Annotated in this window: 14 protein-coding genes and 2 pseudogenes; 13 read left to right on the top strand and 3 right to left on the bottom strand. The window is 55.2% G+C overall.

From position 1 onward, the window contains the following. Positions 1–83: 83 nt before the first annotated feature. The 4 genes from AC27VJ_RS22120 (at position 84) to AC27VJ_RS22105 (ending at position 2,833) form a co-directional block, all read left to right on the top strand. Positions 84–380: a YciI family protein gene (locus AC27VJ_RS22120; RefSeq protein ID WP_488685835.1), complete on the top strand. Its 297-nt coding sequence runs from the start codon at positions 84–86 to the stop codon at positions 378–380. A gap of 75 nt (positions 381–455) precedes the next feature. Next, the gene (locus tag AC27VJ_RS22115) at positions 456–1,235 is read left to right on the top strand and encodes an SDR family NAD(P)-dependent oxidoreductase (protein ID WP_488685834.1); all 780 of its coding nucleotides are present in this window, start codon (positions 456–458) and stop codon (positions 1,233–1,235) included. Between the two features lie 76 nt (positions 1,236–1,311). Beyond that, on the top strand, positions 1,312–2,127 hold the full coding sequence (locus AC27VJ_RS22110; RefSeq protein ID WP_488685833.1) for an oxidoreductase: 816 nt from the start codon (positions 1,312–1,314) through the stop codon (positions 2,125–2,127). A gap of 118 nt (positions 2,128–2,245) precedes the next feature. Next, the gene (locus AC27VJ_RS22105; protein ID WP_488685832.1) at positions 2,246–2,833 is read left to right on the top strand and encodes a DUF1349 domain-containing protein; all 588 of its coding nucleotides are present in this window, start codon (positions 2,246–2,248) and stop codon (positions 2,831–2,833) included. A gap of 99 nt (positions 2,834–2,932) precedes the next feature. On the opposite strand, the gene AC27VJ_RS22100 is transcribed toward AC27VJ_RS22105, so the two are convergent. Next, a complete protein-coding gene (locus AC27VJ_RS22100; RefSeq protein ID WP_488685831.1) occupies positions 2,933–3,835 on the bottom strand; it encodes a hypothetical protein in 903 nt (300 codons plus the stop codon). Between the two features lie 366 nt (positions 3,836–4,201). Here AC27VJ_RS22100 and AC27VJ_RS22095 point away from each other — a divergent pair, with 366 nt between their 5' ends. Together AC27VJ_RS22095 and AC27VJ_RS22090 are read left to right on the top strand one after the other, a co-directional pair. Continuing rightward, positions 4,202–5,020, top strand: coding sequence for an alpha/beta fold hydrolase (locus AC27VJ_RS22095; protein WP_113087598.1), 819 nt, complete (start codon positions 4,202–4,204; stop codon positions 5,018–5,020). 162 nt (positions 5,021–5,182) lie between these two features. Next, positions 5,183–6,076 carry an NAD-dependent epimerase/dehydratase family protein gene (locus tag AC27VJ_RS22090; RefSeq protein WP_353578576.1) on the top strand — a complete coding sequence of 298 codons (894 nt, stop codon included), beginning with the start codon at positions 5,183–5,185 and terminating at the stop codon, positions 6,074–6,076. A gap of 127 nt (positions 6,077–6,203) precedes the next feature. Here AC27VJ_RS22090 and AC27VJ_RS22085 read toward each other — a convergent pair whose 3' ends face one another. Continuing rightward, complete coding sequence (locus tag AC27VJ_RS22085) at positions 6,204–6,731, bottom strand: 2'-5' RNA ligase family protein (RefSeq protein WP_488685830.1); 528 nt, start codon at positions 6,729–6,731, stop codon at positions 6,204–6,206. A gap of 488 nt (positions 6,732–7,219) precedes the next feature. On the opposite strand from AC27VJ_RS22085, the pseudogene AC27VJ_RS22080 reads away from it, so the two are divergent. From AC27VJ_RS22080 to AC27VJ_RS22065, 4 genes and pseudogenes are all read left to right on the top strand, one after another. Next, positions 7,220–7,345, top strand: a pseudogene (locus tag AC27VJ_RS22080) (shikimate dehydrogenase); the annotation flags it as partial. Positions 7,346–7,390: 45 nt separating this feature from the next. Further along, a complete protein-coding gene (locus AC27VJ_RS22075; RefSeq protein WP_488685885.1) occupies positions 7,391–7,894 on the top strand; it encodes a shikimate dehydrogenase family protein in 504 nt (167 codons plus the stop codon). Beyond that, on the top strand, positions 7,887–9,152 hold the full coding sequence (locus tag AC27VJ_RS22070; protein ID WP_488685829.1) for an FAD-dependent oxidoreductase: 1,266 nt from the start codon (positions 7,887–7,889) through the stop codon (positions 9,150–9,152). The genes AC27VJ_RS22075 and AC27VJ_RS22070 overlap by 8 nt, the downstream gene beginning before the upstream one ends. Before the next feature lie 755 nt (positions 9,153–9,907). Continuing rightward, the gene (locus AC27VJ_RS22065) at positions 9,908–10,387 is read left to right on the top strand and encodes a DUF3597 domain-containing protein (protein ID WP_488685828.1); all 480 of its coding nucleotides are present in this window, start codon (positions 9,908–9,910) and stop codon (positions 10,385–10,387) included. 172 nt (positions 10,388–10,559) lie between these two features. Here AC27VJ_RS22065 and AC27VJ_RS22060 read toward each other — a convergent pair whose 3' ends face one another. Further along, positions 10,560–10,790, bottom strand: a complete 231-nt coding sequence (locus AC27VJ_RS22060) for a hypothetical protein (protein ID WP_488685827.1) — start codon at positions 10,788–10,790, stop codon at positions 10,560–10,562. 573 nt (positions 10,791–11,363) lie between these two features. Here AC27VJ_RS22060 and AC27VJ_RS22055 point away from each other — a divergent pair. The 3 genes and pseudogenes from AC27VJ_RS22055 to tnpC form a co-directional block, all read left to right on the top strand. After that, positions 11,364–11,717 carry a transposase gene (locus AC27VJ_RS22055; protein ID WP_488685826.1) on the top strand — a complete coding sequence of 118 codons (354 nt, stop codon included), beginning with the start codon at positions 11,364–11,366 and terminating at the stop codon, positions 11,715–11,717. After that, complete coding sequence (tnpB, locus tag AC27VJ_RS22050) at positions 11,714–12,058, top strand: IS66 family insertion sequence element accessory protein TnpB (protein ID WP_065699540.1); 345 nt, start codon at positions 11,714–11,716, stop codon at positions 12,056–12,058. Before AC27VJ_RS22055 ends, tnpB begins: the two co-directional genes overlap by 4 nt. Before the next feature lie 74 nt (positions 12,059–12,132). Next, positions 12,133–13,605 (top strand): annotated as a pseudogene (gene tnpC, locus AC27VJ_RS22045) (IS66 family transposase); the annotation flags it as partial.

The raw sequence follows: 13,605 nt of genomic DNA, 5'->3' as shown, positions 1-13,605 counted from the left end.
TATCTCATTGGTCGTCGACATTCCAGCCTTAATTCAAGGGGGATGTCGAAAACGGCAGACAGCCAGTCAGTCAGGATGTGATCATGAAATACTACCTCTGCAAATACATCCCGCCGCGCCCCGACTTCCTCGCCACGATGACGGCGGACGAGAAAAACTGGATGGGTCAGCACGGCGCCTTTCTCGACTTGCTCCTGAGTGAAGGAAAGATCGTGGCACACGGGCCAGTGATGGATTCCACCGGCGGCTACGGCGTTTCGCTCTATCAAGTCGCCGATGATGAAGATATCGAAACGCTGACATCACGAGACCCGATCGTGCAAAACGGCGTGGGCCACTACGAAAACCATCCGATGCTCCACCTGAAGTTCCGCGGCTAAGGCTGCAAATTCCCTCAGTTTATCTCGAAACCTCAAGCAACTGGCAGTCAAAGAGGCCGCCGGAAGGAACCCCTCATGAGCATCGCACTCATCACCGGCGCTTCCAGCGGTATCGGTTCAGTTTACGCACGCCGCCTTGCAGCACGCGGCCACGATCTCGTTCTCGTGGCCCGCGCCACTGATCGGCTGAAGGCGCTCGCCGTTGAGCTTGAGCACACGCACGGTGTCGCTGTCGAAATCATCACGGCAGACCTCACAGACGAAAACCAGCTCGGCCATGTCGCAGAGCGCCTCAAGGCGGCACCCTATATCGACATCCTTATCAACAATGCCGGAGCAGGGCTTCTCGGCGGCTTCCTCTCAGCCGATCCCACTGCAATGGGCAAGCTCCTGCGGCTGAACGTGACGGCTCCGACCTTGCTTGCTTCCGCTGCTGTTGCCGGAATGGTGGAAAGGGGCAGTGGGTCCATCGTGAACATCGCTTCTGTGCTGGCACTGCTTCCGGAACACTCTCATGGCATCTATGCGGCAACGAAGTCTTACATTTTGACAATGTCGCAAAGCCTTGCCGCCGAACTCAACGGGAAGGGCATTCACGTGCAGGCAGTTCTGCCTGCCGCAACCCGCACGGAAATCTTCGATCGGGCAGGCGGAGACATCAACCGCATTGCGAACGTCATGGAGGTGGACGACCTCGTTGACGCTGCTCTGATCGGTTTCGACCGCAAGGAACTCGTCACGATCCCGCCTGTCCCGGATGTCGCCGCATGGGACGCGTTCGAGCAAGCCCGGGGTGTTTTGGCCACAGGTTTCAGCAATTCCGAACCCGCCGCTCGATATCGCTTCCATCAATGAAGTCTTCGACACATGTGGTCCTTCCCGCCGCACATATTCGCTCAACCGCCTCGTCAGGCAAATGAAAGTCACCGAAATGAACACAAGCAATCGCAGCGTCGCAGTCGTCACAGGCGCGGGATCAGGCATCGGCCTTGCTACGGCGAAGGCGCTTCAGTTGGCAGGGTATCAGGTCTTCGGCACCAGCAGGAAAGCCAGGCCAGCATCCACAGCGGGTATCACCATGCTTGAATGCGACGTGACGGACAGCGCTTCGGTCGCCAAAATGGTTGCTGAGGTCGTTGATCAGGCGGGCCGCATCGACGTGTTTGTCAACAATGCGGGAGGTGCATTGATCGGCGGTGCCGAAGAATCGTCGGTCGAGCAGGCGCAGGCGCTTTTCGATCTCAACGTGTTCGGGATCGTCCGCGTCACGAATGAGGTGCTGCCCATCATGCGCAGGCAGCGTAACGGGCGCATCATCAACATCAGCTCTGTGGTTGGCTTCATCCCCAGTCCGTTCAGCGCGCTTTACGCGGCTACGAAACATGCCGTTGAGGGGTATTCGGAGTCCCTCGACCACGAAGTCAGGTCGCTTGGTGTGCGGGTACTACTGGTGGAGCCAGCGTTCACGAACACAGCGCTGGACCATAACGCAATCCAGCCCGACCGTATGACGAGCGTGTACGATCAGGGCCGGAAAACGATTGAGGCCGTCTGGAACAGCGCGATCAAGGCGGGCGACGCCCCTGAACTTGTCGCAGAAGCGGTGGTGAAAGCGGCGACGGCCAAGTCGCCAAAGCTGCGCTATCCCGCCACAAAAGCCGCTCGTCAGCTGCATTTCCTGCGCCGTTTTGTACCCGCGAATGCGTTTGACAAAAGCCTGCGCAAGCAGATGAAACTGCCAGCCTGAGAGCGGTATGTCGGTCAGGCGTCTCCTAAAACGGAGACGCTTTCTTTACGCAGACACCGATGACAGGTATCGCTTGACGCTCCTACCGTCACGCAAACAGCAGTTCCAAGGAAGCCTCATGCTGATCAATCTTAAAAAAGCCAAATGGCTCAATGAGCCTGCGGTTTGGGAAGCCACAGAAACCGGCCTCACCTTGACGACGGATGCGAACACCGATTTCTGGCGTAAGACCCATTACGGTTTCACGCGTGACAGCGGGCACTTCCTCGGCATCACCGCTGACGATGGCTTCAAAGCTCGTGTCCGCGTACAGGGGGAATTTCGGTCTCTCTATGATCAAGCCGGCCTCATGGTGCGCATCGATGAAAATCGATGGGTAAAGACCGGGGTGGAATTTACCGACGGAGAGCGCTTCCTCAGCACCGTTGTCACAGATGGAAAATCCGACTGGTCAGTGTCCCAGCCGTTCAAGGAACTTGAGGATTTCTACATCCGGATTACGTTGAAGAATGGCGCGATGCGCATTCAGGCATCATCCGATGGCAGGATATGGCCACTGCTGCGCCTTGCCCCGTTTCCGGAGGCCCCTCATTATCTTGTCGGGCTGACCGCATGTACGCCGGAGCGAGGCGGACTGAATGTTCGGTTCTCGGAGTTTTCAGTCGGTGACGCCATCACCACCGATCTTCATGACCTTACAGCGTAAGAGCGCCAATAAGCGTTTTTTGTCATCGATCGTAAACGTTCTGAGTGCTTCGCAAAGAAATGGGGTGCCAGTGGCACCCCAAAAGTGAGCGAGCAGTGATTAGCCGCGCGATACCAGAAGGTCTTCCTCGTCGTCGCGTTGCTTGCCACCCAGTGCGGCCGCTGCCGAAGCGATAAACGCTCCAACCAGCAAGGAGATCGCACCAACCAGAGCAGTGGTTGCCGCTGCTTTGCGAGCGGTATCGGCTGCTTCCTGTGCCTTGACCTTGGCAGCTTCGATCTGTCCAAGCACGGTGTCGACGCGGGTGCGAGCATCCGCTTCGTTCAAACCCGTCCGGGCCGATACAATGCTGGCAACATAGGCACGGTCCGGCTCAGCGACTTCACCATTTGCGGCGCCTTGCAGAAGAATACGAGACACCTCCGCAGCTGCCGCGGCGTTATCCGTTCTCGCTTCTGCCGTTACGCGTTCAGGCCGCAAAAGTGCGTCGGTGAAATACGACGTCGAAAGATCTGCACCACTGGTCGAACCGTTAGACGACGCAGCCCCAGCCATGGCGGCAGTCGATGCGGCAGAGCCAACGGCAGATGCACCGGCACCTGCGAGAGAGGTCAGCGACGACGCGAGGAAGCCCATGACAATCACGGTTGCCAGCGCCCAGCTCAAGAAACCATGCGCCGTATCCCGAAAGAACACCTCGTCAGTATGGACGGCTGCCCACTTGGTGCGCAGTCGCCCGGTCAAATATCCGCCGAGAGCAGAAGACAGCCACTGAACCGCAATCAGCCAGATGGCTGCCGTCACGCCGAGGGTTGCGGCAGAGCTGCTTTCGCCCGACCAGGGTGAAACCATGGTGAGGCCAAAGCCGGAGCCAAGAAGCAACATGATCAAGGTAACGCCTGTCGCTGCGAAAGCGCCACCAATGATAGGGCCCCACGACATCGCTGTCTGGGACGATTCGACGGGCATTGCACCCGAAGTGCTAGATAGGGGCATCGTCATTCCTATCGCAGAAAAATGGCGAGAAGGATGATGATCGGAAGGGGAATACCCAGCATCCAGAGTAATATGCCACGGCCCATTGGAAAGTCTCCTTATGAATTTTTGCTTGTAGAGACTCTCTAACTTTATCTGCGTGCATTCGTTCCTTCTGAAATGCAGTGAATAGGCAGCCGCCGGGATCGACCCCGTATTCTTTTTGCTGTCCGTTTTTTCGAACGTGGATCACACTCCGACGTAAGCGTGTAATAAGTCAGCCTCAGGACTTGGTAGTCAGGCTGCGATGCCGTCTTGAGATTGTCGGTTTGAGATGGAACGCGATGCGCCCCATTGCGCTTTACCCGGTGACATCACCAAGGGAGTCTCCAGATGGCATTCATCGACGCAAAAGATGGTACGAAACTGCATGTCAAGGACGTGGGCGAAGGCCGCCCCGTCATCCTCATCCACGGCTGGCCGCTCACGGGCGACATGTTTGAATACCAAACCGTCGCTCTGCTCGAAGCAGGTTTTCGGGTCATCACCTATGACCGCCGAGGCTTTGGCCAGTCCGGACACCCCGCCAGCGGTTACAATTACGATACCTTTGCCGATGACCTCGCCGCCATCATTGATGGCCTTGAGCTTCAGCAGGTTTCACTCGTCGGCTTTTCCATGGGTGGCGGTGAAATCGCTCGCTATCTCTCACGCCACGGCGCGTCGAAGGTCTCGAAAGCCGTTCTCGTCGCATCCGTCGCCGGTTATCTGCTGAAAGACGAGACCAATCCCGATGGTGTCGATGCTAGCGTATTCGAAGGCATGAAAAACGATATCCGCGAAGACCGCTTCGCCTTCCTTCAGAGCTTCGCGAAAACATTCTATGGCGTCGGCTTTGTCACCAGCCCCGTCAGCCAGGGCGTGCTTGACTGGTCCTTCGTGCTGGGCGTTATGGCAAGCCCCAAAGCAACAATCGATTGCGTCGATGCATTCGGCAAAACAGACTTCAGACCCGATTTCGCCGCCTTCACCATCCCAACGCTGGTCATTCACGGCACCGGCGACAAAACAGTCCCAATCGATCCAACGGGCCGTGCAGCAGCAAAGGCAATCGCGGGTGCGAAATTCATCGAATACGATGGCGAACCGCACGGCCTGTTCGCAACGGTGCCCAAGCGCCTGAATCAGGATTTGATCGAGTTTCTGGCTTGAAATCATTTGGGTGTCGCAATTCGACGCGACACCCATTTCCGGCTATAGATTTGAGAAAAACTAGCGTTTCATTTCATCTGATAGATTAGTCTACATTCGCAGACCTAGGCCGTATGCTGATCGATTTTATGATGTGACCGAGCTTCAAAAAAGGTGGCAAACATGACGAAACGTATCGTTTTCACAGGTGGCACTGGCAAGGCTGGGCGGCACGCTGTTACAAAGCTACTTGAGCAGGGTTATTCCGTTCTAAATGTTGACCTGAAGCCCCTGGATTTGCAAGGTGTCAGCACACTGATTGCAGATATTACCGATAGCGGTCAGGTTTTCAACGCACTAACCACGCATTTTGGCTTTGACGGTTTTGAAGAAGGCGCGCCGCCGACTGGGCCTGATGTCGTCGTACATTTTGCAGCCATTCCACGCGTTTTGATTGAGCCCGACAACAACACGTTCAAAGCGAATGTGGTCGGCACATACAACGTCATAGAAGCAGCTATGAAGCTGGGCGTCCGTAAGGTCGTAATCGCCTCGAGCGAAACCACTTATGGTGTTTGTTTTGCAGAAGGGGATAAGGATTTCCACGCATTTCCTTTGGATGAGAATTACGATTCCGATCCGATGGACAGTTACGGACTATCGAAGCTCGTAAATGAAAAGACTGCGCGCGCGTTTGCTATGCGCTACAATGCAGACATTTACGCATTGCGCATTGCCAACGTAATCGAACCGCAAGAATACTCGAAATTTCCAGCCTTTCTTGATGATCCTATGTCCAGAAAACGCAATGCCTGGAGCTACATAGACGCACGTGATCTCGGCAATCTCGTTCATCTCTGCATCGAAAAAGACGGATTGGGATTTCAAGTTTTCAACGCGGTCAATGACAAGATCACCGCAGATATCCCGACCGCCGAATTTCTAGCCAAATACTGCCCTAATACGCCGATAATTAGGGAAATGGGCAGGGACGAAGCACCAATTTCCAATCGCAAGGCACGCGAGGTGCTTGGCTTCAAAGAAGAGCATCCTTGGACACGGTATGTCCCGAGGTAGCTTCTACCATGGTATTAGAATGGCTTGTTCACGATCTAAATTTTCGGGCCTGTTTGTTGGAAGGGAATCTAAGGGCATTTGACAGGTTGCGTGACTGAAACACGTCGACCGAAGGGCAAGGATGCGCTCAGACAATGTCAGTTGGAGCGTTAAAAGGCACATATGTTTTCTGCCCCCACGGCCCGCCCCTATATTCCCACAAATCGAGCCCGGTGACCCAAATTGGGTGCGGCTTAAACTCTCGGCTCAGGTTTCGGTAGAGATTGTCGGCCTCGGTTTTAGTGGATTTGTTCTGCACCGTTATGTGCGGTTGCCATTTCTGATTGTCCTGAGGGCCAAGCCACGCTGCAAACTCTCTTTTCAAAGTTGCCCGAACGTCTTGCAGCCTTAAGCTGTCGATCAAATTGGCAACGCCTGCGCCAAGATGCCTAACACCGTTGACCCCGGCAATTATAGCATCCGTCTTATGCGCAATGCTGAGCGGTGCATCTACGATCTGTGTTTCACACGCGCCCGGCAACCGGTGAAACATGGTCAGATGAGCGCGAAGAAAATTTCGCCCTGGTGGAAAGTGTGCTTGCCGAAGACGATTAAAGGGCGCGAGATCCTGATCTTCGATCCGGGCTGTCAGAATAAGCGGGTGGTTTATCTTCAATCGAGCGTCCTGATGATTGAGAGCTTTTGTGGATACTACGGTTTTACCGCTGCGCCGATCGCAGGCGCAAGACGTGACGTGGACCTAAAGCGATCTCTGCTAGCTTCACTGTTTTAAGACAAACGAGTTAAGATCGCCTAGCCCTGCAAGGCCTCCTCGTTATTTGCCACAGGCAACCTTTATTTTTGACTTTTAGTAACCATCGTAAGAAATTGAAATATAATAATATTGTTTCGCTAAATGTGCTAAAAAATCCGACCTTCTGCCGCCTAGGAAAGAGATAGTGCATGTGGCGACCTCGAGTTTTGACTCATAACGCAAGGGATCACCCCTCCGTTATCCGATTTTTGTCACGTGTCAGTAAAATTCGACTGGCGTCTCGAATATCCGGTTGTAGCGATTTGCGATCGATCTGTTGGAAACTCGTGGCCGCGATAGCTGACTAACATCTTGAAAAGGTCGTTGCGCAGAGTTTCCCGGAGCGCGTTCCCGATTTCGTTACAACGGTGCGCGGCTGGCAGAATATGGATGGCTTCGTCGTCACCATTCCGCACAAGGCCGCAGTCGCGGCGCTGGTCGATGAGCTCAGTGCAACAGCGCAGTTTCTCGGTGTTGCGAATGTGGTGAGGCGTCACCCGAATGGACAGCTTTCTGGCGACATGACGGACGGCGAGGGTTTCCTCACAGCCTCAAGGGCGCACGGTTTTGTTCCCAATGGCAAAGTCGTGCTGCTGGTCGGAGCAGGAGCTGCTGGCAGTGCAATTGGTTACACGCTTGCAGGCGCGGGCGTTTCGCATCTGGTTATTTCCGATCGCAACAAGGATCGTGCCGCCAAGCTCTGTGCTCGCCTGTCCAGCGCTTTCCCAGCCGTTGCTATCTCGGCAGAAGCAGTACCCCAGCGTGCCTTCGATCTTGTCGTCAACGCGTCTTCGTCGGGTATGCAGCATGACGGTCCGCTGCCGGTACCTCAATCAACGCTGGCATTGATGCCACCAGAAGGCCTGGTGGCTGATGTCGTGACAAGCCCGAAAATGACGCCGTTGCTCACACTTGCGAAAGCTCGTGGCCTTAAAATTCAGACGGGTGAGGAAATGGCCAAATCACAACTTTTTGCGCTTGGAAAAGTGATGGGCATATTCGCTGGAGTGCCAGCTGATGTCTAAAGCCCGAGGTGGACGATACGACGTCGTGGTCGTTGGAGGCGGCGCAGCCGGAATGAGCGCGGCTGTAGCTGCTACCCGCATGGGTGCGAAAGTCGCACTCATCGAGCGATACGGTTTCTTGGGCGGAGCGGCTGCCAATTCGTTGGTTTTAGCCTATTGCGGCTTCTTCCTGAAAGGTCCTGAGCCTGTTTTTGCAGTTGGCGGGATCGGTGTCGAACTGCTGGCCATGCTTGCGAAGATTGGCCAGGATATCGCTCCGATACGATCTAGCAGCGGCAACTGGATTGTCATGCTGGACCCTGAGGCGGTCAAGTTTGCGTTCGACCAAATGACCGATATGACTGGCCTCGAAATCCTGTTGCACAGTCGTGTCACTGCGGTGTCCACGAAGCCGAGTGGAATTGCCGCCATTACGGTGACTGACCATGCCGGTAGCTACGAGATCACCGCTGATGCATTTGTAGATGCCAGCGGTGAAGCTGCTGTGGCGTCGCATGCGGGACTTGAGATGACGACCGACAGCCGCGCTGGTGATCACGTCCAACCCGCGTCAATGCCGGTTCGTATCGGCGGCGTTTCAGCGGGTGTGACATTCGACCGCGAGCAGATGACGCAACTGATCGCCGAGCACAACGCCTGCTCAGATGTTCCAATCCATCGAACCGACGGCGGCGTCATGTTGCGGCTGCCGACGTCGAACGATTATTGGTGGATGACGATCGATCTTGAGACCGATGGTTTGAGCGGTGCCAGTCTTGGCACTGCGGAACGCGAGGCACGGCGGCAAGCCTGGCGGAATTTGCAATTGCTCCGGCAGATGCCTGGCTTCGAAAACGCATTCATCTCGGCCACGGGGCCACAGATCGGTATTCGCGAGACACGCCGTCCACATTCGCGTAACGATTTGACCGGTACTGCTTTACGCAGAGGTGACCGTCGCGAAGATGGCATCGGGCGCGCTGCATGGCCCATGGAGGTTCACGAAGCACCCGGTCGGGCACATTTCGTCGATCTTGGCGGCGACGGCTTTGCTGATATACCAATAGGAGCCATACAGGCTGCCGGTGCGGACAACCTGCTTCTGGCGGGCAGGGTTGCTGGTGCAGATGCCGCTGCTTATGGCTCTCTGAGAGTAATGGGTACGGCCTTTGTCACCGGTCAGGCAGCTGGTATTGCGGCCGCTTCAATCGCTTCTTCAGGGTCTGTAGTGACTTTCAGCGTCAGAGAGCATCTAAGTTTTCACAATGCGATATTTTGATGAATTATGGATGGAACAATGAAATCCGAGAAGTACGTCGGCATCAATCTTAGTCCATTTGATCTGCTGAAACCCAAGTGGTAGCTCCGCTGGACGGGCGGCGGGCATCGTTTTGTCCACCTGAAGATCTGTCGAGCCGCGGATGTATTGCGCTGTCTCGACGGCTTGCACGTTCCCAGCATGCCATTCTTGATGCCGGCACCGTGCTTGTTCTCGAGCAGAAGGATGCGGTCGCCCTGTGCAAAGGAGCGCTTCCCGTCGAATGGTCTGATAGACGAATTCGCGATCCGCGTGATCGACAAGGCCAGTCGTAATTCCCTCATTATTCTCCGCGGTCTCTGAACCTGTTCAGCTGCGATTACCCCATGGTAAACATCGTTCCAATGAATGGCGCAAATGTGCTTTCCGACGACTTCCGGTCGCTTGAATCATGTGCCGATGCCGTTGGAAAACGTGCGTTTCATAGAATCAGAGTCGTGGTCGGAAACCCTGTAAAGTACGATGCATGGCTTGAGTTGGATGATTCTGGTCAAAGGAAGCGTGCGGGCAGCATTTTTGTGGCGCTCATGGGGAAGGCGCGATGGTCGAGAAGGAGGAGCGCGATCCGGAGAGGCGGGAGGTGGCGGTGTTTGATAGGGCTGCTTGATTTTCCCCGTCAGCTTTTAATAGCTGGCGGCTTTTTAGAATTTGCTTAGGAACGCAAGCGAATCCAATCCGTTTGTCTCTTGTGATCATTAGACAAAGGGAGAAACACAATGAGCATATTCGGTAAAATCAGAGACGCCATTTTCGGCGGAGCAGCCCACGCTGAGCACGCATCGCCATCAGGTGCTGAGCCCACACCAGCGCCATCCTCGATACCTGATCCAGCTGCAACGACCGCGCCACCCGTAGGCGGTAGCGGCCAAGCCGTCCCAACCACATCTGGCGCGTCTGCACCAGCGCCATCTACGCCAACAACAGCTGGCGCCAACCAGACCGTTGACGTCGCCTCACAGCTTGACGCCGCGGTGAAGAGAAGTGGCCAGAAGCTTGACTGGAAGCATTCAATCGTCGACCTGATGAAAGCACTTGGCATGGATGCCAGCCTTGCAGAACGTAAGGAACTGGCGCACGAACTTGGCTATACTGGTGAGGCAGACGGTTCTGCCGCAATGAACACTTGGCTGCACAAGGCGCTCCTCAAGAAGCTGTCTGAGAACGGCGGCAAGGTTCCGCCAGAACTGCTGGATTAAGCGGAAACAATGCTGCCTCCGCGCATTCCTACAGCAAGTAGCTTGCGCACTGTTCACGGATAAACTGGCAGAAGATGACAAGCGACAGAAAGGTCGGTGCGGTTTCGCCCCGGCTTTTTTGTTGGAAAATACAAATGTAAATTTCTAAGGATGCTAAGGTTATGAATTTAAATTAGAATGGGGAAGAGTTTATTTGTTGTTTTCTTTTTTCACTCGGGAATACCTCTAGTGACGAGAGAAAAATTCGGGTGTCACCAAAGAAGTTCTGATGAGCTTTTTGCAAATCCTTGCCCGAATCCACGGGCACCAGAACTGCCTGATTGAGCGAGCCAGTAAAGCGTTTTTCCGCGTCAGCGTAATCGACTTTGGCTACCTTTGACATACGGGTGGAATAGGAAGTCATTTTTAACAGCACTTATCCTTGGCATTAATTCTAGGAGAATCTAGTGTTTTACCGTCCTTATATCCCGGCATTTGTCGGCAAAGCTGGCATACGACCTAAAAATGTATGTGACGTTGAGATCACTCGAGAGCACAGACAATTCTTCCCTAAGTTCTGTAGCTGAAGTGGTCGTGATTGGCATCAATCGCTTCCACTCGTACAATGCTTGGACAGATCCCATGAGTGAGAAGAATCTGCACCATCTCTCTGTGTCGCTGCCGAATTTTGAGTTTTCTCGGGTGAAAGCGTCGACGATTTCAACCGCCGTCGCTCATGAGTGCTGGAAGGTCGATGGAATTTGCACTTCTATTTGCAAACTGTTCCAAGGAGATGCATTAGCACGCCCCGCGAAACTGTAGCGCATAAGAGGGCTGGTGCGCTCCACGGCCGTATAAGCGGAACTACGCGGTTCAACGTAAGCGGGAAGCTGACCCCATCTGGCGTAGTTAGAGGGCGCGGCTGTATTGCAGATAGACGATTCACAAACGGTGAGCTTCTATGTCTGCGCCTAGCTCTGGAACCAGAAACTTTCATATGATCGAGGCTGTCCCTGAGCGCTTGGAAGGCGCTCTAAGGCAGTTCCGCCGACGCTGGTCGGATGAATTCAAGGAGCATGCTGTTGCAGAGGCGATGGAACCGGGTGCCAGTGTTTCAGCGATCGCACATCGCATTGGAATTCATCCATCGCAGCTATTTGGCTGGCGTCGCGATGCTCGGGAGCGAGAGCGATCCGCGTCGTCCGGAGCCGCTGTTTGCACGCAAGCCGGTTCTGGCGGCGGCTCAAATTCGGTGATTGATGTTGTCATCGGCGATGTTGTTATCCGGGCCGGACCCGATGTTGACGCAGCGCACCTGCAACGGGTGATCCGGGCGGTACTTTCAGCATGATCCCGTCAGGCGTCAAAGTCTTCCTCGCGAGCCATCCAATCGACTTTCGTAAGGGGCCTGATAGCTTGCTGTCGCTAGTGCGCGATGCTGGCAGCGATCCGTTCAACGGAGCGCTCTATGTCTTCCGGGCGAAACGAGCAGACCGGATCAAGATTGTCTGGTGGGATGGCTCAGGCGTTTGCCTTTATGCAAAGCGGTTGGAAAAGGCGCAATTTTGCTGGCCGCGCATTGGTCACAACCGGGTCCAGCTCAACAATGCCCAGCTTCTGGCTTTGGTGGATGGAATGGACTGGAAACGCGTTCGATCAACACCGATCAAGCCACCCGAGATTGTTGGGTAAAACCCCTGCGACGAATTGAATCATGCACCTGAAATTGCGGGCGGATCACGGCGAAATATGCTCTGATCATACCAATGACGCGACCAGAGATAGAGCTCCCGGATGATATTGATGCCCTCAAGGCCATGGTTCTTGCCATGGCCGAAAAGGCCGCTCGCGTCGAGGCTTTGGAAAAGCAGGTCGACGATCTGGAGGCCCGAAATGCTGATGCCGATGAGCGCATCGAACGGCTGACACAGATCCTGAAAGCTTTTGACCGCGCGCGCTTCGGGCGGCGTTCAGAGAAACTTGCAGCGGCCAGTGTTGATGACGAGCAGCATGCTTTTGTCTTTGAGGAGATCGAGACCGGCATTGCGGCGATCAGGGCCAAGGTTACGAGTGGCATCAACAAAGATGGCAAACGTCCACCGAGGCCACGCAAGGGCTTTGCGCCGCATCTGGAGCGTATCGAGGTGGTGATCGAGCCGGAAGACTTGCCGGAGCATGTGGGCAAGACAAAGATTCTGATCGGAGAAGACATATCCGAACGATTGGATGTCGTTGCAGCGAAGTTCCGTGTCATCGTCACGCGCCGTCCCAAATACGCTTTTAAGAACGAAGACGGCGTGATCCAGGCTGCGGCCCCGGCACATATCATTGATGCGGGCATTCCAACAGAAGCGCTTCTGGCTCAGATCGCCGTGTCCAAATATGCCGACGGGCTACCACTCTATCGGCAGGAAGCGATTTACGCCCGCGACAAGGTCGAACTTGACCGCAGGCTCATGGCTCAATGGATGGGAAAGCTGGGGTTCGAGCTCGACATCCTCGCCGATTATATCCTCAACGAAATCAAGAAGGCGGAACGAATATTTGCCGACGAGACGACCCTGCCGACGCTTGCACCAGGGTCCGGGTCGGCGAAAACCGCATGGCTATGGGCCTATGCCAGGGATGACCGGCCGTTCGGAGGCAGCGGTCCGCCGATGGTGGCCTATCGCTTCGAAGACAGTCGGGCGACCGATTGCGTGGCACGGCACCTCAGCGGCTATAGCGGGATTCTGCAGGTTGACGGGTACGGGGCCTACAGCAAGCTTGTCCGCAAAGACGGCGGCAACGACGGCGTTACTCTGGCTGGCTGCTGGGCACATAGCCGCCGCAAGTTCTATGAATTGCATGTCGCCAAGAGCTCCAGGGTCGCCACAGAGACGGTCGAGCGCATGGCAGAGCTCTGGGAAATAGAGGATACAGTCCGTGGTCAAAGCCCTGAGGCGCGTGTCGCAGCCCGACAAGAACGCGCGGCAGAGATCGTCCGTGATCTGTTCGCTCTCTGGCAGACGACCCTGCCGCGCGTGTCGGCTAAATCGAAACTCGCTGAAGCTCTACGGTACTCGATCAAGCGTCGTGACGTCTTCGAACGCTTCCTGACCGACGGCCGTGTCGAGATCGACTCCAACATAGTCGAGCGAGCGATCAGACCGCAGGCGATTACAAGAAATTATGCGAAGCTCGGGATTATGCGTAGATCACCGCGGCGGGGCAGGTTGAAGACTGTCTTCGCCACGATG

This window comes from Agrobacterium sp. 20P9.1.2, from assembly GCF_057799395.1.
This window is presented reverse-complemented; position numbering and strand designations above follow the sequence as displayed.

What these genes read in the sequence shown, in the direction of transcription:
- AC27VJ_RS22075 (WP_488685885.1), top strand. Translation starts at nt 7,391, where the DNA reads ATGACGGACGGCGAGGGTTTCCTCACAGCCTCAAGGGCGCACGGTTTT.
- AC27VJ_RS22060 (WP_488685827.1), bottom strand. Translation starts at nt 10,790, where the DNA reads ATGACTTCCTATTCCACCCGTATGTCAAAGGTAGCCAAAGTCGATTAC.
- AC27VJ_RS22070 (WP_488685829.1), top strand. Translation starts at nt 7,887, where the DNA reads ATGTCTAAAGCCCGAGGTGGACGATACGACGTCGTGGTCGTTGGAGGC.
- AC27VJ_RS22095 (WP_113087598.1), top strand. Translation starts at nt 4,202, where the DNA reads ATGGCATTCATCGACGCAAAAGATGGTACGAAACTGCATGTCAAGGAC.
- AC27VJ_RS22100 (WP_488685831.1), bottom strand. Translation starts at nt 3,835, where the DNA reads ATGACGATGCCCCTATCTAGCACTTCGGGTGCAATGCCCGTCGAATCG.
- AC27VJ_RS22110 (WP_488685833.1), top strand. Translation starts at nt 1,312, where the DNA reads ATGAACACAAGCAATCGCAGCGTCGCAGTCGTCACAGGCGCGGGATCA.
- AC27VJ_RS22115 (WP_488685834.1), top strand. Translation starts at nt 456, where the DNA reads ATGAGCATCGCACTCATCACCGGCGCTTCCAGCGGTATCGGTTCAGTT.
- AC27VJ_RS22065 (WP_488685828.1), top strand. Translation starts at nt 9,908, where the DNA reads ATGAGCATATTCGGTAAAATCAGAGACGCCATTTTCGGCGGAGCAGCC.
- AC27VJ_RS22055 (WP_488685826.1), top strand. Translation starts at nt 11,364, where the DNA reads ATGATCGAGGCTGTCCCTGAGCGCTTGGAAGGCGCTCTAAGGCAGTTC.
- tnpB (WP_065699540.1), top strand. Translation starts at nt 11,714, where the DNA reads ATGATCCCGTCAGGCGTCAAAGTCTTCCTCGCGAGCCATCCAATCGAC.
- AC27VJ_RS22105 (WP_488685832.1), top strand. Translation starts at nt 2,246, where the DNA reads ATGCTGATCAATCTTAAAAAAGCCAAATGGCTCAATGAGCCTGCGGTT.
- AC27VJ_RS22120 (WP_488685835.1), top strand. Translation starts at nt 84, where the DNA reads ATGAAATACTACCTCTGCAAATACATCCCGCCGCGCCCCGACTTCCTC.
- AC27VJ_RS22090 (WP_353578576.1), top strand. Translation starts at nt 5,183, where the DNA reads ATGACGAAACGTATCGTTTTCACAGGTGGCACTGGCAAGGCTGGGCGG.